We start from the raw sequence: 20,434 nt of genomic DNA, 5'->3' as shown, positions 1-20,434 counted from the left end.
CGATAGAAACGACTGAAAAAGTGTAAACATGTCGGATTTTCTTACGATCTGTGGGGTTGCGGCTAAGTTGTCGATTTGTATGTGATAAGGCTATCCTTCATACCCCTTCTGGTTTAACCTGTCGGCTTTCTTTGCAAAACCTGAAGAAATCAAATGATCATCTCAAACTCCTCATTAAGCTTCTTTCCTTTTAAATTCCTATAGTTACATATTTCATGTCTATGAAATTGATGGTTGGATCAATAATTGCGTAACCATAACAAAGAAGGATAGTCGAAAGAAGCCGCAGGGGACGTCCCTGAGGGGATGAGTTTGGGAGTGTCGAAAAGGCCCGGACCCCTCCAGAATAAACCAGGTTTTAAAAGCGGGATAATTACGTAAAGGAGACAATAAACATGAAAAAGGTAACCCTGATTATCGTATTTTTTGTTTTTGGCTTATGTCTGGCCGGTACTAATGCGCAGGCCACTATATTGACCTTCGACGATGCTGTTTCGGGCGTAAACAGTTACGGCTTTGACAGCAACAGTGACTCGATAAATGATGTTATCTTTTCGACAACCGATCCTCACGGTTTTGGTCTTTATGGTCCCGGCTCGAATATGTCCTTTATCAATGAACCGGGATTAGAGGGGTCCGCCTCATTGAGTCCAGCTCTCAAGGTCGATTTTCTAATCGGCGCTGTGGATTATTTAAAGTTCGGTTTTGCTCTTAGCTATGAGATAACTGATGGCGGGGCAACCTTTGATGTTTATGACAGCTCGGATAATCTTCTCGCTTCTGCATTCGAGTATGCTTTATACACTTATCCGGATGGAACTAACCTGAGCGATTATCCAGAGGGGATTATCGACGTCAGCTTTCCAGGTGTCGCTTCTTATGCTCTTTTTAACTTCGACAGTATTCACACCCTGACCATGGAAGATGAAGAAAGAGACACACTGTATATCATCGATAATTTTGAGGGGATATTCGGAGTTACAGAAGTCCCCGAACCCTCCACAGAAGTCCCCGAACCCTCCACCCTGCTCCTGCTTGGAACGGGCTTGGTGGGCCTGGCAGGCTTCAGGAGGAAGTTTCAGGTTTAGCAAGGTAGTTTTTATGACTTAACATGGCGGCTCTCCGGGGCCGCCTTTTCTTTGCCCTCCTCAACTCCCCTTCCCCTTTGATCCTCCCCTGATCCCTTCTTAATGATTCCTTCTTAACCAACCCATTGGGGTCAACTTTACCCCCTGCGGTCAAAGGCAATCCTGTGAATAATCAAAGAAGGTTCATCCGGTTAATGCGTACCTTTATTATTTTGCTGTCATTGCGAGGAGCATCGAGGGAGACGAGAGTGACGGTTTACCGCGTCGAAGCTACCAGAGCGAAGACGGAAGCTGAAAAGCTTGTCACGGCGCCCCCCGGTCGCTACGGGATCGCTTCGCATAAGTTTCAGCTCGCGATGACAAACGGTGGGATACGGTTCGCGATGACAAATGGTGGGGTATGGTCATCATCCAGGTACTCATTTCCAGGATGAATCATAAAGAAAGACAGGAGACCACCTTCTCAGGTAAATTGGCCTTTACCAATCTGAGATTTTGGCTCAACAGGAGTTTAATTGGAACTTGACTCGATTGCTTCATGCTATAAGATACCCTGAATACTCGAATATTATTGATGTTTTCCCCGGGCGGATGGTCGCCTGGAGGATTCTTTGTGTGGCGAATCCAAGGGAGATGGAACCTGATTGATGATAAATAATAGCTGCCCGGACCGTCTCTCGGCCCTTCTCTGAAAAAATGGGTACTTCCATGGAGTATCTGAGTAACCTGCTGAACCTCATCGGTGAATTCGATCTGGAGGAGATTCTCGCTGTTTTTACGAAGGCGACGGGAGTGGCGTCCATTATCGTCCATGTGGATGGGACGCCCATAACAAAGCCGCACAATTTTACGCGGCTTTGTGAGAAGTATTGCAGGAGCACCGAAGAAGGCATAAGGAAGTGCCGACAGAGCGACTGGTACGGGGGACAGGAATCGGCCCGAAAAAGGGCGCCGGTCATCTATAGTTGTCTCAACGCGGGGCTGATCGACTGTGCGGCTCCCGTAGTTGTTGATGGATATCACCTTGCGACCGTTTTGTGCGGACAGGTGCTGGAAGAACCTTTGGAAGAGGATGTGGCCCGTGAGAGGGCTCTTTCCATAGGGATTTCGGATGTTTCAGGATATATGCGCGAGTTGGCGCAGATCCCGATCATGAGTAGCTCCCGCCTGTTGGACATCGTCAACCTGATGGCGCTTATCACGAAAACGGTGAGCGAGTTGGTGCTTGGAAAGTATCGGCTTTTCAAAAGTTCTCAGGAATACCTGCATGTTCTCATCAACAGCGTTTCCGACAGCATTATTTCAACGGACAACGAACACAACATCACCATGGTCAACAGCGCCAGCGAGCATATTTTTCAATGGGATGCCGGCCAGTTGGCCGGCAGGTCGATTCTGTCACTGCTGGCGGGTCAGGAATCTGTGGATACTTATCTGGATAAAGCCTCAAATCATTGTCGGGAGAAGAGCTGGTTGGGAGAATTGCTGGCGAAGAAATCGGACCAGACCGAATTTCCCGTCCATGTGTCCCTCTCCGGGATCGTCGATCCTGAAAAGGAAAGAAATGCGGGATATGTCGCGGTGGTTCGTGATATCTCGGAGGAAAAAAGGGTCCAGCGAATGAAAGAAGACCTGGTTGCCATGGTGACTCACGATATGAGGAACCCTGTCCTTTCGGTTGAAAAAGCCCTTCAACTCCTGGCCGATTCCGATCTTGCCTTTAACGAACAACTATCGGAGATCCTCACCATGGCCATCGGTACCACGAAGCAGATCTATGGGCTTGCAAACGACCTGCTGGATAACTACCGAAGTGAAAGCGGGCAGTTCAATCTTTTCAAGACCATTTTTGATATCAGGGATATCGTTCATAACAGCATTCAGCAGCTGAAGTTTCATCTGGACGACAAGGGGATCACCATTCGCTATCAGGTACCACCAAAACCGCTGAAAATGGCTGGAGACAGCGTGCGATTGACACGTATTTTTGTCAACCTCCTTGACAACGCTATCAAATACAGTCCAGAGGGGGGTGTGATAGAGGTGTCCACCACCATGGTCTCCGGTTCTGATCTCAAAAGTGTGAAAAACGGTGTTCCGTCCCATTACAGAGAGGCTCTGGTGGATGGGAGATTTTACATCCTTAATGAGATCATCGACAGTGGGGTGGGTATCCCGGAAAAATACCAGGACTCTGTTTTTGACAAATTTTTCACCATTAGAACCATGAATCTGCCGGAGAGAAGGAGCATAGGCATCGGCCTTGCAGTCTGCAAACAGATGGTGGAAGCCCATGACGGCTGCATCTGGTTGAAATCTCCCACAACCCAATGGGACTCCAGGAAAAATGAGGGCTGCATTTTTTCCTTTGTTCTGCCTGGAGTGTGATGATGTCAGCCGCTTTCAATAATTGTTGATCACAGATGTGGTTCAGGCGGTGGCCTGAAGGACAGGACAATGATCTGTAACGAAGTCCAGGAACTGATCAAGGTGTTTGTGGCCGATGACCACCCACTGCTGCGAGCCGGTTTAAGACTTTCGTTCACCGCGGAAAACGGATTCGAGTACGTTGGGGAGGCCACGGACGGGTTTACAGCTGTGGACAAGGTTAAGGCCCTTTGCCCCGACGTTTGCCTTATCGACATCGATATGCCGGGTCTTTCGGGCATCGAGGTAATCAAGATCATAAGGAAGACATCTTCTGAAATGAGGATCATCGCACTTTCCACGTTCAAGGACGAAAAATACGTCAAGGACGCCATGAGAGCCGGGGCGGATGGCTATCTCCTCAAAAGCATCGGCCTCAACGATCTCAGGGATATCGTTAGAGCTTTTTACCGTGGTGAGCAGAAGATCTCTCCATATCTGGCCAATCTGACCCTCCAGTGTGATGGGGAGGAAGAATCTTTCCAAAGGCCCCTTGATCAGTTAACCAGAAGGGAGAATGAAGTTTTCAACCTTATTGCGGAAGGTAAGTGCAACAAGGACATTGCGCGCAACCTGCACATCAGTGAAGATACGGTTAAAACCCATGTAAAAAACATTTACCGGAAGATCCATGCCAAGAACCGGGTCGAAGCGATGAGGGTCGCCATTGAGATGAAAACCAGGGCGTGAGCCTCAGGACGACCCTCTATTGCCAAACATAATGGAGGTGGTAATGAAAATATTTTTTGCTGACCAAGATCCGCTTTACAGAACAGCACTGAAATACAGCCTTGATTGTGAAGAAGATATCATTTCAGTGGATGCTTCCTGGGACGGCATGCAATCCATCGACCGGATGAGACTCGACCCGCCGGACGTCTGCTTGATCGACCTGAACGGAAACAGTTTTTCATGCTTCAGAACTATCAGGACGCTTAAGAAGAACTTTCCTCAGACTAAAGTGGTTGTTCTGTCGTCTTATGACGATGAAAACAGCATAAACGAGGCGGTTGTTGCCGGTGCAGACGCTTACGTCCTGAAAAGCATTGAATCCAAGGAACTGGCCCAAATTGTCAGGGCTCTCCATGAGGGTTCGAACATCACCTCTTTCTATATGCTGAATAGTGAATAACATCACCTCCTCTGCCATACGGCTGCCGGTGTCTTTAGAAATCCTGTAACGGGAGATGATTTACTCCACCCCCCTCCAATATCACCCGAAATACACCCGATAAGGTGAAAAAAACCCCCGTTTCGGGGGATTGCATCTGGTCTCATTTTATTCTTTCATATAAAAGAGGCGGGAATTTTCCCGTGAGACTCATTTTTTCCAGTTGAGACAATCAGGTTCGCGGAAATCACTTGGAGCAGAACCCTGTCAAGAACAGACCGGGTCTGTGGTCCGGGTTGTGGACACTGAATATATCCCAATGTGTGAGGAGGTGGTCAAAAAAATGACATGAGTTTGACATAAGCTGCCGGAGTGGCTTGAAGGGTTTTACTTCGAGCCCGAAACTTGCGGTTCAGCCCCGAGATAGAATGATAGGGGAGGAGGTAAGACATGGGAAGATTGCTTTTGGCGCCATCAAGGTACATTCAAGGTGCCGGAACTATTAAGGAAATCGGAACTCACGCCGGTAATTTCGGTACTAAAGCTCTCTTGACGGGAGGACGGACGGCTCTTTCATCCTGCGGCAGTTCCATCGAGGCCAGCTTGAGGGAGAAAGACATCGACTGTAGATCAGAGAGTTTTAACGGCGAGTGTTGTGACAAAGAGATTCAACGGCTGGTGGATGTGGGAAAGGCCCACGGAGCGGACCTGGTAATAGCCGCTGGAGGGGGCAAGGTTATCGACACAGGGAAAGCCGTGGCCCATGAGATGAAAGTTCCCGTCATTGTTGTGCCCACCATCGCCGCTACTGATGCTCCCTGTTCAGCACTTTCGGTCATTTACACCGACGACGGTGTATTCGAACGCTACCTGGTTCTCCCAAAAAACCCTGAGTGCGTTCTCGTTGACACCACTGTCGTGGCCCAGGCCCCCGTGGAGTTTCTCGTTTCGGGTATGGGCGATGCTCTGGCCACCTTCTGGGAGGCCGACACGTGCGCAAAGAGCTGCAAGCCTAATGTCCTGACGGGCGGAACACCACCCACCCTTTCCGCCATGGCTTTGGCGAGACTCTGCTACGATACCCTTCTGGAGTCCGGCCTTCAGGCTAAACTGGCGGTGGAGAAAAATTCGGTAACGCCCGCTGTCGAGGCCATTGTCGAGGCCAATACGCTTCTGAGCGGACTGGGATTTGAGAGCGGAGGCCTCGCCGCGTCTCACTCCGTCCACAACGGATTTACCATGCTCGAGCAATCCCACGATAAATACCACGGTCAGAAAGTGGCCTTTGGCACCCTGACCCAGTTGGTCCTCGAAGGTAGACCCTCGGAAGATATCTACGAAGTTCTCAATTTCTGTGAAAGCGTCGGCCTGCCCATTACTCTCAAGGATATCGGGCTTGTGAACCCCACAACTGAAGATATCAGGAAAGTGGCTGAGGCGACGACCGCGGAGGGGGAAACAATACACGCCACCTGGTTCCCCGTTACGGCAGATATGGTCGAATCGGCCATCTGGACGGCAGACGCTCTCGGTCGAGAATTTAAAAGGCAGAATTGAGAGTGACATTGCATCCTGAAGCAAAATGAGGAGAGTTCGGCTTAGCCTTTCAAAGAACCTTGTGACAGCTACGGGGGCTGCTGTTGGAGCGCCCCCCGAAGCTGTTGTTTACCGTACCCGGCAGGGTGATAGGAGAAAGTATCATGATTAAGGAAGCGTTGGGAATGATCGAAACAAGGGGGCTGGTCCCCAACATTGAAGCCGCGGATGCCATGGTCAAGGCAGCCAATGTAGTGTTGGTGGGCAACGTCAAGATCGGGGCCGGGCTTGTGACCACCATGGTCCGCGGTGACGTCGGGGCCGTCAAGGCCGCAACCGACGCGGGTGCCGCCGCCGCCCAGAAGGTCGGTGAAGTTGTGTCCGTTCACGTCATTCCGAGGCCTCATCAGGATGTGGAAAAGATCCTGCCCAAGTCTGTGGAGTCCAGTTAGAAATCGTCCTGGATCGAGAATGACATCGGCATATAACCAGGAGGAAATAACCGATGCAAGAGGAATTAATTAACAAAGTTTTAGCGGAAGTGATGAGCAGGGTCGGCTCTGCCCAGTCCGATGAAAAAGTCGCGCCGGAACAGCGTTCCAGCAACCCGGTGCCTTCGGAGGACCTGGTCCAGGTGACGGAGTTCGTCGGGGTCGGCCTGGGGGAAACCCAGGGTATCGTGATCGCAAACCTGGATCCCATCATCCAGGATCTGATGGGAATCGATAATAAATATCGGTCCATCGGGGTTATCGGTGGTCGTATCGGCGCCGGACCGCAGATTATGGCTGCCGACGATGCCGTCAAGGCTACCAACACTGAAATCGTATCCATTGAAATGCCCAGGGATACGAAAGGTGGAGCGGGCCATGGAAACCTGATCGTGTTTGCCGCCGAGGACGTTTCGGATGCCCGGCGCGCTGTTGAGGTCACCCTTGAGACGCTGCCCAAATATTTCGGTGACGTTTATACCAACGATCAGGGGCATCTGGAGCTTCAGTATACGGCCAGGGCCAGCAGGGGACTGCATAAGGTGTTCAATACCCCCGAAGGAAAAGCGTTCGGGTTGATCCTCGGGGCCCCTGCGGTTATTGGGGTGCTTATGATCGACACCGCGGTCAAGGCTGCGGACGTGGAGGTCGTAGGGTATGCATCGCCGGCGAAAGGCACCAGTTTGACCAACGAAGTCATGATCTGGGTCAGCGGTGATTCCGGTGCGGTACGCCAGGCTGTGATTTCCGGCCGCGAGGTTGGCATCAAGTTGTTGGGCGCATGGGGTGATGTACCCAAACCTGTGACCGAGCCTTATATCTGATAAAGAGCAGGAAAAAAAAGGGAGCGACAAATGAGCAAAAGACAGAAACGCTTCCAGGTATTGGCCGATCGTTCGGTTAATAAGGACGGCTTTATTAAAGAATGGGTCGAAGTAGGTCTGGTCGCTATGGATAGCCCCTACGACCCTGAACCTGGGATCAGGATTGAAAGTGGAAAAGTAGTGGAACTGGACGGGAAACCCCGCCGGGAATTCGATATGATCGACACCTGGATTGCCGACCACTGCATTGACACAGAAGTGGCCGCTGAAGCCATGGCCATCGATTCGGTGGAGTTCGCCCGTATGCTGGTGGACATCCATGTACCGAGATCCGAAATCGTTCGCCTGGCTGTCGGAATGACTCCGGCCAAGATCCTCGATATCCTCAAGGTAATGAATGTGGTCGAGCTCATGATGACCATGCAGAAGCTCCGGGCGAGGCGAACACCGTCAAACCAGGGCCATGTCACCAACCTCAAAGATACCCCCGCTCTTCTGGCAGCTGATGCGGCGGAAGGGGCTTTTCGCGGATTTACGGAACTGGAAACCACTGTGGGTGTGGGACGCTACGCTCCCATGAATGCGCTCTCCATACTTGTAGGTTCCCAGACGGGTCGTCCCGGTGTGCTGACGCAGTGCGCTGTGGAAGAGGCGCTGGAACTCACCATGGGGATGCGGGGGCTGACCGCATACGCGGAAACGGTTTCCGTTTACGGCACCGAGCAGGTTTTCGTTGATGGGGATGATACCCCCTGGTCAAAGGCCTTTCTGGCATCGGCCTACGCCTCTAGGGGAGTGAAGATGAGGTTCACCTCCGGGACGGGCTCAGAGGTGCAGATGGGTTATGCGGAACGCAAATCCATGCTCTACCTCGAAATCCGCTGTGTCATGATCACCAAGGGCGCAGGTGTACAGGGTCTTCAGAACGGTTCGATCAGCTGCATAGGAGTTCCGGGGGCTGTGCCTTCCGGGATTCGAGCGGTTCTGGCTGAGAACATCGCGACCGTCCTGATGGACATGGAGGTGGCGTCCGGCAATGATCAGACCTTCACTCATTCTCCTATCCGCAATACGGCACGAATGCTCATGCAATTTCTGCCCGGCACAGATTTTATCTTCTCGGGATACAGCACTGTTCCCAACTACGACAACATGTTCGCCGGATCCACGCACGATTGTGACGATTACGATGATTATCTGGTTCTTCAGAGGGATTTCCAGGTCGATGGCGGCCTGCGTCCGGTGAATGAGGAGGATATTATCGCTATTCGGAACAAAGCCGCCCGAGCGCTCCAGGCTATCTTTGAGGAACTGCGATTGCCGCCGATTACCGATGCAGAGGTGGAAGCGGTTACTTATGCCCATGGCAGCAAAGATGTGCCCGATCGGAACGTACCGGAGGATCTGCGCAGCATCGACGAATTCATGAAACGGGGAGGAAACGGGCTGGATGTGGTTCGTGCTCTTGCAAAACATGGTTTCAAGGACGTGGCGGAAGGAGTCCTGAACATGCTCAAACAGAAAGTTTCCGGGGATTATCTCCATACCTCCGCCATATTCGATGATGATTTCGTTGTTCTGAGTGCCGTGAATGATCCCAACGATTACGAGGGGCCCGGGACAGGGTATCGTCTGGATGGGGAAAGGTGGGAGATACTCAAGAACATCCCCCAGGCAATCAGTCCTGAGGACGTATAGCGCTGCCGGAGTGGAGGATATATGTAATGAAAATTTCTGAAGAGATGGTGAAACAGATTATCCTTGAGGTCCTCGGGCAGATGCAGGGAGAAGAGGATTCCGGATTTAACGCTGATGTGGATGTCCCACCGATGGATATGACCGAAGATGGAGAAGCTGAACCGGGGACTGATCGTAGCGAGGTCGTTATCGGGCTCCCGCAGGCATTCGGCAGGACAATGACCAAGACGATTATCGGGCTTCCCCACAGGGAGGTCCTGCGGGAACTGATGGCCGGAATTGAAGAGGAAGGCCTTCATCCCAGACTTGTCAGGGTTTACAGGACCGCTGACGTGGCATTCATTGGTCACGAGGCTGCTAAACTCAGTGGATCGGGAATCGGCATAGGCATTCTTTCCCGGGGAACCACAGTGATCCACCAGAAAGACCTGGCTCCTCTGCAGAACCTGGAGCTGTTCTCCCAGTCACCTCTGGTGGAACTGGAGACGTTCAGAGCCATCGGACGCAATGCGGCCAAGTATGCAAAAGGTGAGAGCCCCAATCCTGTTCCTGTTCGCAACGATCCCATGGCCAGACCCCGCTACCAGGGGCTGGCGGCTCTGCTTCACAACAAAGAAGTCCAGGCGGTGGATCAGAACAGGAAAACGGTTGAGCTTTCCATCTAGTTCCAGGCCAGGTTGAAACTTTCCTGCGGATAGCAGGATAACCCGGTAACAAGGAAAGGAAATCATGGCTGACGATTATATGTCCAAAAAGGTGGAAGACATGATCAAGGCCAAAGGCCTTGATATTTCCCCCGATCGCGTAGCGGAGGTGGTCAAGCAGGTGATGTCCGCGATACAGGGCGAATCGGGCGGGGGCGCTCGGCAGCCCGCCGGCTCGAAAGAGGGGCTTGACGCGAAAAGGGATTATCCTCTTGCCAACAATCGGCCCGATTTGGTCCAGTCCGCCAGCGGTCTGAAACTCGAAGATATAACTCTCGACAAAGTCGTAGAAGGAAGCTTGTCTTTCGAAGACATTAAGATTCGCCCTGAAACCCTGGAATATCAGGCCCAGATCGCTGAAAGTGCGGGACGTCCAAGCCTGGCCGCAAACCTGCGCAGAGCCGCGGAACTGACCAGAATCCCGGATGAACGAGTCCTGGAGATATACAATGCTATGAGACCTTACCGGTCCACCAAACAGGAGCTCCTGGACATCGCCGGAGAGTTGGAATCCAAATACGACGCCCGTGTCTGTGCCGCTCTGGTCCACGAAGCAGCGGTGGTGTATGAGGGACGCGGACGTTTAAAGAAATAGTCGGGGTTTTCGGTGTATGACTTTTATCGCCGGGGTAGACGTTGGAAACAACTCGACTGAGGTTGCCATAGGGAGAGTGGCCACAGCGGGCAAAGCGGACATACTTTCCAGTTCCCTGGTAAGAACCATAGGGATCAAGGGGACCATACGCAATGCTTTGGGGGTCATCGATGCTCTGGATAAGAGCCTTGCGTTGGCGGGACTTGAGCGAAATGACCTCAGCCTGATCCTTCTTAACGAGGCTGCGCCTGTCATCGGTGATGTAGCCATGGAGACGATCACAGAAACCGTCATCACCGAATCAGCCATGATCGGTCACAATCCCGGGACCCCCGGAGGATTAGGTCTTGGCATCGGGACGACCATCACCCTCGACCAACTGGAAACGACCCAGGTGTCTGGACCCTGGATCGTGATCATTCCCGGTGAATTCGGCTTCAAAGAAGCGGCCGAGCGGTTGACCAGGGCAATTTCGAGGGACCTCATTGTGGCTGGTGCCATCGTCCAGAAGGACGACGCGGTGCTCATCAATAACCGGCTGCACAGGTCTATCCCCATTGTGGACGAGGTAAGACATGTTGACAGGGTTCCCCTGGACATGCCTGCGGCTGTTGAGGTCGCCTCGCAGGGCAGGACGATCGAGAAGCTGTCCAACCCCTACGATATTGCCACGCTCTTTGATCTGGATCCCGATGAGACCAGACAGGTGGTCCCCATAGCCAGGGCTCTCATGGGCACACGAAGCGCCGTGGTGATTAAAACACCCAGGGGAGACATCGAGGAACGCCGAATCCCGGCTGGAAGCATCGTATTGATGGGGGAAAACCGGAAGGAAGTGGTGAAGGTGGAGGAGGGGGCTGAAGCTATTATGAAAAAGGTGGCTCTCGTCTCTCCGCTGCTGGAAATTCAGGCCGAAGCTGGGACCCATGTGGGAGGAATGTTCGAACATGTCCGGACAGTCATGGCCGACCTGACGGATCAGCCTGTGAGCGCCATCCAGGTTCAGGACATACTCGCTGTAGATACCTTGAAACCCCAAAGGGTTTTAGGAAGCCTGGCGGGAGAGTATTCCATGGGTAATGCCGTAGGACTGGCAGCGATGGTAAAAACCCATAAACTCCCCATGCAGCGTCTTGCCAGGAAACTGGAAGAGGAGATCTCGGTTTCTACCAACATCGGGGGTGTAGAAGCTGAGATGGCTATACGCGGCGCGCTCACTACGCCGGGTCTCAAACCTCCTATGGCCATTCTGGACCTGGGAGGGGGATCGACGGATGCTTCCCTGATCAGCGAGGCCGGTGAGATCAAAAGCATCCATCTGGCCGGTGCGGGAGACATGGTCACCTTGCTCATCGATACGGAACTCGGGCTGGACGACCGTGATCTGGCTGAAAGGATCAAGGTTAATCCCCTGGCCAAGGTGGAAACCCTTTTTCATATGCGTCATGAGGATGGTTCGGTTCAGTTTTTTCATGAACCCCTCGAACCCAGGCTCTTTGGACGAGTTGTGGTTCTTGGCGGTGAAGGGCCCATTCCCCTGGAGATCAGCGAACCTTTATCGAAGATCGTTCAGGTTCGTCAGAATGCGAAAAAAAGGGTTTTCGTTCGAAATGCGTTGCGTGCCCTTGAGAGGATCGCTCCTGCCGGCAATATCCGGCTCATCAGCTTTGTCGCTCTTGTTGGAGGATCGGCGCTTGATTTTGAGATCCCAAAAATGATCTCCGATGTCCTTGTGGAAAGTGGAGTGGTGACCGGCAGAGCCAATGTCAGGGGTGTGGAGGGTCCACGCAATGCTGTTGCGACAGGACTGGTTTTGGCGTACGTGAACGGGGAAAACTGAGAGAATCGGCCATGAATCCGAGGTTCGCACAACCTGAAGACAAACCCGCCGTCTATATCTATGGGACGGGGCTTTCCGGCTCCAGGATAGTGGAAAGAATCCTGCTGGGCCTGGAAGAAGAGGGTGTTCCCGCAAAGATCTTCGAGGCGAAACAGGGTCCCCCTGAAAACATGGCCAAACAAGCTGCCGACAGGTCACCGGTCGGCGTGGGGGTCGGTGTTGACGAAGATCGGGGATTCGCGGTTTTACACCACCGGGATCTGCCGGAGAAAACACCGCTTTTCATCCTTGGTCCCGGACCCCTGGAAGAAACACCCTTGAGGAACCTCGGGGCCAACGCAGCGCGTCTGGTGAAGGGCAATCCCATGATCCTCGCCGACGGATCTGATGGCGAGCCGGATGCTTTTTGTCCCATCAAGTTTTCCCAGGAGCAGTTGGAACAGCTGGTCAGAGAAGCCATAGCTAAAATTGATGGCCTCGCAAAAAGTCCATCAGGCGGGATGTACGCGTAACATGCATCCCGGGGCGGGTTGTCAAAATTGAACTGGAAAGGTAGAGGCGTCCAATGAAAAAACGAAGCCTTGGTCTTATCGAAACCATGGGATACACAGCCGCCATTGAAGCGGCGGATGCGGCCACGAAGTCAGCCGATGTGGTTTTCCTCGGATACGAAATAACACTGGAGGGGCTGGTTACGGTCAAGTTTCTCGGTGACGTTGGAGCAGTGCAGGCCGCGGTGGCTGCGGGAACCGCGGCGGCTGAAAAGATCGGTACTCTCACTGCCAGTCACGTGATCCCCCGGCCGGACGATCAGATTCCAATCAAACCGTCCGCGCCCACTGCTCCGGATGAGCTCGAAAAGGTGCAGGAAGAGCCTGAGCCCTCTGAGAAGAGTTCAGACGAACCGGCCGTGGAACCCGAAGCGGAATCGGCTTCCATGGAGATCGAGGTTGCCGTGACTGCTGCTAAAGAAAAACCTGATCCGGATTCCACAGGAGCCGGGAAAAAAAGCACTCCAAGAAAAACAGGCCGTAAGACTTCAGGCCGCAAGAGTGGAGCTGCGGGAAAAAGGACCAGGGGAAAGCCGGGCGATAGTTCGGCAAGGAGAGAAAAATGACAGTGGAACTACGTTCATACGTGTACCTGGATCGATTACAGCCCCAGTTTGCCGCCTATATGGGGGCCAATGCCCGGGGTTATATTCCTGTTCCGGGGATGGCTGCAATCCTGGTGGAGATATCTCCAGGGGTCAAGATAAACGATGTGACCGACGCGGCCCTCAAATCGGCCAACGTCCAGCCTGGAATGATGGTGGTGGAAAGACACTTTGGTGTTCTGGAATTTCACGCCCAGACCCAGGAGGAGGTGAAGCACGCCGGTCAAGCGGTTCTGAAGACACTTGGACTGAAGATCGAGGACCGGATCAAACCGAAGATCCTCAGTTCTCAGGTGATCCACAAGGTCAACCCCTATCACGCCCAGATGGTCAACGTTTCACGCCTCAGCTCGATGCTGCTTCCGGGGCAGGATCTTTACATCCTGGAAGTTCAACCCGCGGCCTACATTACACTCGCGGCCAACGAGGCGGAAAAAAACTCACGCATCACCCTTGTGGATTGCAGGACCTACGGTGCGGTGGGTCGCCTATACCTCGGTGGAAAACAGTCTGATGTTGAACGGGCTACCAGTGCCGCGGAAACCAGTTTGCAGCGCCTCACAGGAAAAGAAGTGTGAACCGGAACCTGTCAAACCATGTCAACGAAACGGCAAATGGAAGGATAAATGCCTTCGCATTGTCTCTGGACCTGAACGGTAAGCGGGGAGTCGATGGACCCCTGTCCGCAGGCGTTGATCTTGGCACAGCATACATCGTGACGGCGGTGGTGGATGCCGAAAGAAATCCGGTGGCTGGAGCGCTCACCCGCAGCCATTCAAGTGTCCGGGACGGGCTGGTGTTCGATTACCTGGGAGCTGTTGCGATCCTGCGCCGGCAGGTGAAGGACCTTCAGGAAGGCGGCTATCCCATTCGGTCTGCCGCGGTCGCCTACCCGCCCGGTACCTCCGGGCCGAATGCCAGGGCATTTTCCAATATTCTGGAGGCGGCCGGGCTGGAAGTGGTCGGCATGATGGATGAACCAAGCGCAGCCTCACGGGCTTTGGAAATCATGGATGGCGCCGTGGTTGATGTCGGTGGGGGAACGACGGGGATCTCCATCCTGGAGGGTGGAGAGGTTATATATTCAGCCGATGAACCGACGGGCGGCATCCACGTGGATCTGGTCCTTGCGGGCAACTTTAAAATAGACTCCCACCTGGCGGAGAAACTCAAACGCGATACCACCCGGCAGATGGAGATCATCCACCTTGTCCGACCGGTTTTCGAGAAAATGGGTTCCATTGTAAAGCGCCACTTAACAGGGTTTCCCTCGATTGAGACGATCTATCTGGTGGGGGGCACCAGCTGCTTTCCAGGTATCGCCCAGGTGATGCAGGACCAGACGGGCCTGGAGGTTGTACAGCCCTGTAATCCACTGCTGGTGACACCTCTTGGAATCGCCCTGACCTGCTTCGATGAACAGGTGTCCTCCATGTCAATGCGGTCAAGTGGGAAGATGGCCTAGGTTCTTATCATGGATGGGCGCATCATACAGAATATCGTCAATGAGGTTGTCGGAAAAGTGGCCGCGATCGTAGGCGCCGATGGCAGTAAGGGAATTGTGCTGGCGGTTTTTTCGGGAGCTACCGTCGGAATGGGCGAGGTTGTGAACCAGCTTCGCCGGCTTATCCTCGACGGATATGAGGTGAGGATGGTCTTCACTACGTCTGCCGAACAGCTGTACGCACCGGTCATACACGACGGGCTGGCCGGGTTTCCCCATCAGGGCCGGGTTTCCACTGCGAACTGGCTCGGATGTCTCAAGCAGGTCCGGGCGGTGATCGTGCCTTTGCTGAGCGTCAACACTGCTGCCAAGATCAGGATGCTCATTGCCGACAACACGGCAACGAACTGTATTCTCCACGGCCTTTTTATGGGCAAACCGGTGATCGTGGCTCGAAATGGAGTCGATCCCACGGCCTATGGGCGGAAGGAACTGGGCTTCCACAGAGGATCGAAGGCCCTGCGGGATGCCATGGACAATATCCTCGACACTCTGGTTTCCTACGGTTGCCGGTTGACCGATGTAGGCAGGTTGCGAGACACAGTGAACACCGTTCTGAGCAGGGAAAATCTTCAAGAAGAAGGGACTGCCGGCGTCCCGGATACACATGGAAGGGTCTTCAGGCCGGCGGGTCCGCTGGTTACTGCGGCTGACATCAACCACGCCCAACGTCTGGGTGCTGCAGTCATGGTCCAGCCGCAATGGCGCTTCACGCCTTTGGCTCAGGATCTTGCCGCCCGGTATGGGATACTGATGGCTGATAATGAGGAATTCTGATCCCCGTTAAGGAGGAAAAACGTCATGATAATCGCCCGCGTCATTGGGACAGTCGTAGCCACACGCAAGCATGAAAATCTGGTTGGCAGCAAGATCCAGGTCATCCAGCCGCTGGATCCCAGGACAGAGGAACCCCAGGGTGGGACGCTGGTTGCTATCGATGCTGTGGGAGCCGGTGTGGGGGAAAGAGTCTTTGTTGTTCAGGGGAGTGGTGCCCGGCAGGCGGTAGGCGATGATGGGTGTCCCGTGGACGCAACGATCATTGGGATTATTGATGAAATTGACGTTCAGTAAAGATAGGGTCGTAAAAAGTCCGTTAATGGCTTTTTACTCCACGGAAAGCGAAAAGTGTCATTTTCACTTTCCTCACAAATCTTCGATTTGGGCGCCCTTCAATGGGCGCGTTGATGACTTTTTGCGAGGTTATCAATGAGGGACACGGAGGAAAGGATATATACCCGAAAAGGGGACGAGGGGCGCACACGGCTTTTGAGCGGTGAGTCCGTGTGGAAGAGTGACACGCGTGTCGAAACCTATGGTATTCTCGACGAACTCCAGTGTCACCTCGGAACCGCCCGTGCCCTGATTACGTCCGATCCTGCAAGAGATGTCATATTTTCCGTGCAGGAGGACATCTTCATCGCAAGTTCGGAATTGGCCTCCAATCCCGACAGCCGGATTTCATTGAAAAAACGCATCGGTGAAGAGGACGTCAGGAAGATCGAAAAATGGATCGATGAATTTCAGGAATCCCACGGTTCGCCTGGACGATTTGTCATCCCTGGGAGTTCAATTGACAGCGCTGTGCTTCATGTCGCCAGGGCGGTCTGTCGCCGGGGCGAACGTGCCATCGTTCAACTGAACATGGAGTCGGGGAGGGCGGAACGTCTCCTCACCTATTTCAACCGGCTGGGGGATCTGATCTTTGTCCTGGCTTGGGCCATGGAAGTGGAAGCAACGGTGAATCAAGCACTGGCAACCATCCTGGAGGGTTCCTTATGAGAGGTTCGAGATAATGAAGCTTCCCTATTCGATAGCCCGGATCCTTTGCGCTGTTGCCGAAGCGGCCGCTCGGGATATGGGAGTTCCCATGGCCATAGCCCTGGCGGATGAGGAGGGCTCCCTCCAATTTTTCGCCCGTATGAAGGGGGCGCTTCCAGCCAGTTCCGAGATAGCGCGTTCCAAGGCTTTCACTGCGGCTTCCCTTCGAATGCCAACGGATGAGCTTGGCAGGTTGGCCCGGTCAGACGGTGTACTTTCCGGGATTCAGAACACGCACGGTGGGAGGATCATTCTGTTCGGCGGCGGTTTTCCTCTCTGGTTCGATGGGGAAGTTGTGGGGGCCATCGGCATTAGCGGCGGAACCGTGGAACAGGATATGCGGGTCGCGGAACCCGTTACTCAAGCTTTCGTCGAGATGGAACGCTGGTCCGAAAATTTCAGATCGGTTCTGACGCCCGGCCTTCGGGATACAGGATGGATCCATGATCTGGAGGAATCTTTGGCTCTTGCTCTTGAAAAGGAAGGTTTGCCGCTGGATCGGCGGGAACTGCAGATTCTGATCGGCGGTGTTTTTCTGGCAGCCTGCGGCAACTGACTTTAAAAAGATATTACGGACGAAACTTGATGATGAAGCGCGAACAAGGAGGAGTAAAATGAATGTCAACCAGGATTTAGTCACCACCGTCATCCAGAAAGTGCTGGAAAATCTCGTGAGCGAGGAGAATCCTGCGGTTGCCGAACCCGATGGTGATGGTATTTACCGGACAGTCGAGGAAGCCGTCAATGGCGCTGTCCAGGCACAAAAAAAGTTGATTTCCATGACCCTCGCACAGCGGGACAAGATGATCGCCGCCATGAGAAAAACGTCTCTTGATAACAATGAGAAGATGTCCGCTATAGCGGTAAGGGAAACGAAGCTGGGCCGTTTCGAGGATAAGGTCAAGGAAAACATTCTCTGTTCCACAAAAACGCCCGGTACGGAGGACATTCAACCTGTTGCCAAAAGCGGCGACGACGGCCTGACTCTTCTGGAGTACGCCCCGGTAGGAGTTATCGGTTCCCTGACGCCCATCACAAATCCCACCGGCACCGTAATTCATAATTCCATCAGCATGATAGCCGCTGGAAATGCCGTGGTTTTCAACCCACACCCCAGCGCCAGGGAGACCAGCACAGGTATGATTCGGCTGCTCCATCAGGCCATCGTCGATGTTGGAGGGCCTGTCGGCCTGATCTCTTCCGTCAGCCATCCTACCTTGGAAACGGCCAAGGAGATCATGAAACATCCGAAGGTCAACATGCTGGTGGCCACAGGCGGCAAGGCGGCGGTGAATGCGGTCTTGCGTTCGGGTAAAAAAGCTATCGGGGCCGGCGCCGGAAATCCGCCTGTCCTGGTGGACGAAACTGCCAACATACGAAATGCGGCCAAATCTATCGTCGATGGAGCGAGCATCAACAATAATATCTTCTGCACCTGTGAAAAAGAGGTTCTCGCTGTAGACGAAGTGGTCGATTGCCTGATCAAGTTCATGCAGGAAACCGGCAAGGCCTACTTCCTGACACCTGACGAGGCGGAAAAGGTCACAGAGTTGGTGGTTACCAAAGAGGGAAGGATCAACCCCGCCTTTATCGGGAAAAATGTCCAGGTAATCCTCAAAGAGGTGGGCATAGAACTGGGGGAAGAGTATCGGCTGGCCATATTCGAGGCCGGTAAGGATCACCCCCTTGTCTGGATTGAGCAGATGATGCCCGTCATGCCCATCGTGCGAGTGGCGAATGTCCAGGAAGGAATTAATTTTGCCGTAGAGGTGGAACAGGGCAACCGGCACACGGCCATAATGCACTCGACCAATGTGGACAACATGACAGCCTTCGCCCGGGCCATTCAGACCACGCTTTTTGTCAAGAACGGTCCCTCCTATGCCGGGCTTGGTCTTGGTGGCGAAGGCCACACCGCCTTCACCATCGCCGGGCCGACAGGTGAGGGGTTAACCTCGGCGCGCACTTATACACGGCAGCGGCGCTGTACCCTGGTGGAAAATTTCCGCATTATCTAACTGAACACCTCAACGTAATCCTGGACGAACTGCTCGAAATGACGCGGATCTTTACCCGTAACCCGCGCCACAGTATCTTTCACTTCGGCTGTATATCCGGCCTTGTTGATAGCATACAGCTCCATGATGACATCGACGTACCAATCCGGTATCCCCATGCCCTGCATGGACTGTCTGGCAGCATCTTCAGGGACATCAACGTACTGAACGGTCCGGTTCAGTACTTCCGAAAAGATCCGGGAGCAATCCTCGCCAGACAGGGCTTCAGGACCTGTGATCTCATATGATTGTCCCTCATGTCCATCGCCTGTCAGTGACTCCACCGCCACCGTTGCAATGTCCCGCACATCCACAAGGCTGATATTGCCGTCGCCCCATGGAAGGTAGAAGGTCCCCTGTTCCTTTATCGTCTGTGACATGAAGGCGACGAAATTCTGCATGAAGGAGTTCGGTCTAAGGTGGGTCCACTCCATTCCCGTATCCTCGATTGCCCGTTCGACGCCCCGGTGCCAGTGCCCAAGGGTTATGCCCGGATCGGCATCAGCCCCCATGCCCGATTGGCGGACGATGCGACGGACCCCCGCCTCTTTAGCCGATTCAGCAAACCTTGTTCCAGTTTCCACCATGTCTTCTGTAGGGGGACTGAGAAAAAAGACCTTGTCTATACCGTCCAGCGCCCTTTCAAAGGTCTCAGGACGGCTGAAGTCGAGGGATACTATCTCATTGGCTCTGCCGTTAAGAGACGTGGCTCTCTCCGGAGAATGTACCGCCGCGCGCACCTTGTAACCCCTCTGACTCAACTGTTCCACAACCTGGTTTCCAAGGGTTCCCGTAGCACCGGTTACCAGAATCGAATCCGACATATTAACCTCCTTTTGATTGCATACAGCTTCGATCTCCACCCTCCGGTGTCCCACCTTCGTTGAGGAGACCCATATGACTTGACTATTTAGTCAAGTCATTAGCGAAAAAAAATTCTCGATTTCCAAACGTATCGTCTTAACTACGTTTCTCTTCCACCACACCTAATATCTGCATGGCCCCGGGAGCCAGGTCTTTTAATAATTCAGGATCGTTGTGAATCCGGGCTATCGTCAGAGACCCTTCCAGAAAATTGAACAGGAAACGCGCCGTGGCTGCAGGATCGTCGGCCTGGATATGTCCAAGAGAGTGGGCATCCCTCACTGCCGATTCGAAGTACCGAAAGTATTGGCTAAGCAACACCTTCACTGTTTCCAGGAGTTCAGGCTCCTGGAAGGCTGTCTCGGCCCCCAGGTCGAAGAAGGGACAGCCGCACACACAGCCCTTCTCGTGCTTTATGGCAGATTGTAAATTGTAAATCTTGTCGAAATAGTTCCTGAGGCGGTCCAGGGGATCGACGGTTGGGGAGAAAATGGCATCCATTTCGGGCCTGAACCGGTCCCAGTGGTTCTGGATCGCCGCTGCCGCCAGCTCGGCCTTGGACTGAAAGAAGTGATAGAAGCTCCCCTTCCTGACATCGGCCAGCTCACATATTGCGTCCACACTGACCGAGCGGTAGGTCTTTTTCCAGATCAGTTCGATGGCCGAGTCAAGGAGCCGTTCCCTTGCGTCGCTTGGTCGCCCCATTAATTTGATTCTCCTT

22 protein-coding genes are annotated in these 20,434 nt (G+C 53.4%); 20 read left to right on the top strand and 2 right to left on the bottom strand.

Features of this window, described 5'->3' with window-relative positions; all coding sequences use genetic code 11:
- Positions 1-395: 395 nt before the first annotated feature.
- The 20 genes from GXP52_09385 to GXP52_09290 all read left to right on the top strand — a co-directional run bounded on the left by GXP52_09385 (position 396) and on the right by GXP52_09290 (position 18,810).
- Positions 396-1,088 (top strand): PEP-CTERM sorting domain-containing protein, encoded by a 693-nt coding sequence (locus GXP52_09385; GenBank protein ID NOY87492.1) that lies wholly within the window; start codon positions 396-398, stop codon positions 1,086-1,088.
- A 708-nt stretch (positions 1,089-1,796) separates the two neighbouring features.
- Positions 1,797-3,476, top strand: coding sequence for a PAS domain S-box protein (locus tag GXP52_09380; protein NOY87491.1), 1,680 nt, complete (start codon positions 1,797-1,799; stop codon positions 3,474-3,476).
- Between the two features lie 69 nt (positions 3,477-3,545).
- Entirely contained in the window at positions 3,546-4,205 is a 660-nt protein-coding gene (locus GXP52_09375) for a response regulator transcription factor (GenBank protein ID NOY87490.1), read from the top strand.
- Positions 4,206-4,248: 43 nt separating this feature from the next.
- Positions 4,249-4,647, top strand: coding sequence for a response regulator transcription factor (locus GXP52_09370; protein NOY87489.1), 399 nt, complete (start codon positions 4,249-4,251; stop codon positions 4,645-4,647).
- Positions 4,648-5,076: 429 nt separating this feature from the next.
- Complete coding sequence (locus GXP52_09365) at positions 5,077-6,183, top strand: glycerol dehydrogenase (GenBank protein ID NOY87488.1); 1,107 nt, start codon at positions 5,077-5,079, stop codon at positions 6,181-6,183.
- A gap of 143 nt (positions 6,184-6,326) precedes the next feature.
- Complete coding sequence (gene eutM / locus GXP52_09360) at positions 6,327-6,614, top strand: ethanolamine utilization microcompartment protein EutM (GenBank protein ID NOY87487.1); 288 nt, start codon at positions 6,327-6,329, stop codon at positions 6,612-6,614.
- A 53-nt stretch (positions 6,615-6,667) separates the two neighbouring features.
- Complete coding sequence (gene pduB / locus GXP52_09355; protein NOY87486.1) at positions 6,668-7,477, top strand: propanediol utilization microcompartment protein PduB; 810 nt, start codon at positions 6,668-6,670, stop codon at positions 7,475-7,477.
- A 30-nt stretch (positions 7,478-7,507) separates the two neighbouring features.
- Complete coding sequence (locus GXP52_09350) at positions 7,508-9,175, top strand: propanediol/glycerol family dehydratase large subunit (protein ID NOY87485.1); 1,668 nt, start codon at positions 7,508-7,510, stop codon at positions 9,173-9,175.
- 26 nt (positions 9,176-9,201) lie between these two features.
- Complete coding sequence (locus GXP52_09345; GenBank protein ID NOY87484.1) at positions 9,202-9,840, top strand: propanediol/glycerol family dehydratase medium subunit; 639 nt, start codon at positions 9,202-9,204, stop codon at positions 9,838-9,840.
- 100 nt (positions 9,841-9,940) lie between these two features.
- Positions 9,941-10,474, top strand: a complete 534-nt coding sequence (locus tag GXP52_09340) for a diol dehydratase small subunit (protein ID NOY87483.1) — start codon at positions 9,941-9,943, stop codon at positions 10,472-10,474.
- Between the two features lie 16 nt (positions 10,475-10,490).
- A complete protein-coding gene (locus GXP52_09335) occupies positions 10,491-12,314 on the top strand; it encodes a diol dehydratase reactivase subunit alpha (protein NOY87482.1) in 1,824 nt (607 codons plus the stop codon).
- Positions 12,315-12,325: 11 nt separating this feature from the next.
- Positions 12,326-12,826: a hypothetical protein gene (locus GXP52_09330; GenBank protein NOY87481.1), complete on the top strand. Its 501-nt coding sequence runs from the start codon at positions 12,326-12,328 to the stop codon at positions 12,824-12,826.
- A 53-nt stretch (positions 12,827-12,879) separates the two neighbouring features.
- The gene (locus GXP52_09325) at positions 12,880-13,431 is read left to right on the top strand and encodes a BMC domain-containing protein (protein NOY87480.1); all 552 of its coding nucleotides are present in this window, start codon (positions 12,880-12,882) and stop codon (positions 13,429-13,431) included.
- A complete protein-coding gene (locus GXP52_09320; GenBank protein NOY87479.1) occupies positions 13,428-14,048 on the top strand; it encodes a hypothetical protein in 621 nt (206 codons plus the stop codon). Before GXP52_09325 ends, GXP52_09320 begins: the two co-directional genes overlap by 4 nt.
- An 8-nt stretch (positions 14,049-14,056) precedes the next feature.
- Positions 14,057-14,935, top strand: a complete 879-nt coding sequence (gene eutJ / locus GXP52_09315) for an ethanolamine utilization protein EutJ (GenBank protein NOY87478.1) — start codon at positions 14,057-14,059, stop codon at positions 14,933-14,935.
- Positions 14,936-14,944: 9 nt separating this feature from the next.
- Positions 14,945-15,751: a hypothetical protein gene (locus GXP52_09310; protein NOY87477.1), complete on the top strand. Its 807-nt coding sequence runs from the start codon at positions 14,945-14,947 to the stop codon at positions 15,749-15,751.
- Between the two features lie 24 nt (positions 15,752-15,775).
- Entirely contained in the window at positions 15,776-16,045 is a 270-nt protein-coding gene (locus tag GXP52_09305) for a EutN/CcmL family microcompartment protein (GenBank protein ID NOY87476.1), read from the top strand.
- A 135-nt stretch (positions 16,046-16,180) separates the two neighbouring features.
- Positions 16,181-16,753, top strand: coding sequence for a cob(I)yrinic acid a,c-diamide adenosyltransferase (locus GXP52_09300; GenBank protein NOY87475.1), 573 nt, complete (start codon positions 16,181-16,183; stop codon positions 16,751-16,753).
- Between the two features lie 13 nt (positions 16,754-16,766).
- The gene (locus GXP52_09295; GenBank protein ID NOY87474.1) at positions 16,767-17,348 is read left to right on the top strand and encodes a heme-binding protein; all 582 of its coding nucleotides are present in this window, start codon (positions 16,767-16,769) and stop codon (positions 17,346-17,348) included.
- A 58-nt stretch (positions 17,349-17,406) separates the two neighbouring features.
- Entirely contained in the window at positions 17,407-18,810 is a 1,404-nt protein-coding gene (locus GXP52_09290) for an aldehyde dehydrogenase EutE (protein NOY87473.1), read from the top strand.
- Here the strand turns inward: GXP52_09290 and GXP52_09285 are convergent.
- Positions 18,807-19,673 (bottom strand): SDR family oxidoreductase, encoded by an 867-nt coding sequence (locus GXP52_09285; protein NOY87472.1) that lies wholly within the window; start codon positions 19,671-19,673, stop codon positions 18,807-18,809. The genes GXP52_09290 and GXP52_09285 overlap by 4 nt on opposite strands.
- Before the next feature lie 136 nt (positions 19,674-19,809).
- Positions 19,810-20,418 carry a TetR/AcrR family transcriptional regulator gene (locus tag GXP52_09280; GenBank protein NOY87471.1) on the bottom strand — a complete coding sequence of 203 codons (609 nt, stop codon included), beginning with the start codon at positions 20,416-20,418 and terminating at the stop codon, positions 19,810-19,812.
- Between the last annotated feature and the right edge of the window lie 16 nt (positions 20,419-20,434).

The sequence above is a fragment of the Deltaproteobacteria bacterium genome, from assembly GCA_013151915.1.
GTDB lineage: Bacteria > BMS3Abin14 > BMS3Abin14 > BMS3Abin14 > BMS3Abin14 > BMS3ABIN14.
The sequence above is the reverse complement of the archived record's forward strand: the minus strand, read 5'-3'. Positions and strand labels throughout refer to the sequence as shown.

Excerpts from the sequence above, each read along its gene's own strand:
- GXP52_09385 (NOY87492.1), top strand. The coding sequence starts at position 396 with ATGAAAAAGGTAACCCTGATTATCGTATTTTTTGTTTTTGGCTTATGT.
- pduB (NOY87486.1), top strand. The coding sequence starts at position 6,668 with ATGCAAGAGGAATTAATTAACAAAGTTTTAGCGGAAGTGATGAGCAGG.
- GXP52_09335 (NOY87482.1), top strand. The coding sequence starts at position 10,491 with ATGACTTTTATCGCCGGGGTAGACGTTGGAAACAACTCGACTGAGGTT.
- GXP52_09320 (NOY87479.1), top strand. The coding sequence starts at position 13,428 with ATGACAGTGGAACTACGTTCATACGTGTACCTGGATCGATTACAGCCC.
- GXP52_09350 (NOY87485.1), top strand. The coding sequence starts at position 7,508 with ATGAGCAAAAGACAGAAACGCTTCCAGGTATTGGCCGATCGTTCGGTT.
- GXP52_09295 (NOY87474.1), top strand. The coding sequence starts at position 16,767 with ATGAAGCTTCCCTATTCGATAGCCCGGATCCTTTGCGCTGTTGCCGAA.
- GXP52_09365 (NOY87488.1), top strand. The coding sequence starts at position 5,077 with ATGGGAAGATTGCTTTTGGCGCCATCAAGGTACATTCAAGGTGCCGGA.
- GXP52_09280 (NOY87471.1), bottom strand. The coding sequence starts at position 20,418 with ATGGGGCGACCAAGCGACGCAAGGGAACGGCTCCTTGACTCGGCCATC.
- GXP52_09290 (NOY87473.1), top strand. The coding sequence starts at position 17,407 with ATGAATGTCAACCAGGATTTAGTCACCACCGTCATCCAGAAAGTGCTG.
- GXP52_09285 (NOY87472.1), bottom strand. The coding sequence starts at position 19,673 with ATGTCGGATTCGATTCTGGTAACCGGTGCTACGGGAACCCTTGGAAAC.
- GXP52_09300 (NOY87475.1), top strand. The coding sequence starts at position 16,181 with ATGAGGGACACGGAGGAAAGGATATATACCCGAAAAGGGGACGAGGGG.
- GXP52_09305 (NOY87476.1), top strand. The coding sequence starts at position 15,776 with ATGATAATCGCCCGCGTCATTGGGACAGTCGTAGCCACACGCAAGCAT.
- GXP52_09370 (NOY87489.1), top strand. The coding sequence starts at position 4,249 with ATGAAAATATTTTTTGCTGACCAAGATCCGCTTTACAGAACAGCACTG.
- GXP52_09375 (NOY87490.1), top strand. The coding sequence starts at position 3,546 with ATGATCTGTAACGAAGTCCAGGAACTGATCAAGGTGTTTGTGGCCGAT.
- GXP52_09345 (NOY87484.1), top strand. The coding sequence starts at position 9,202 with ATGAAAATTTCTGAAGAGATGGTGAAACAGATTATCCTTGAGGTCCTC.
- eutM (NOY87487.1), top strand. The coding sequence starts at position 6,327 with ATGATTAAGGAAGCGTTGGGAATGATCGAAACAAGGGGGCTGGTCCCC.
- GXP52_09340 (NOY87483.1), top strand. The coding sequence starts at position 9,941 with ATGATCAAGGCCAAAGGCCTTGATATTTCCCCCGATCGCGTAGCGGAG.
- GXP52_09330 (NOY87481.1), top strand. The coding sequence starts at position 12,326 with ATGAATCCGAGGTTCGCACAACCTGAAGACAAACCCGCCGTCTATATC.
- GXP52_09325 (NOY87480.1), top strand. The coding sequence starts at position 12,880 with ATGAAAAAACGAAGCCTTGGTCTTATCGAAACCATGGGATACACAGCC.
- GXP52_09310 (NOY87477.1), top strand. The coding sequence starts at position 14,945 with ATGGATGGGCGCATCATACAGAATATCGTCAATGAGGTTGTCGGAAAA.
- GXP52_09380 (NOY87491.1), top strand. The coding sequence starts at position 1,797 with ATGGAGTATCTGAGTAACCTGCTGAACCTCATCGGTGAATTCGATCTG.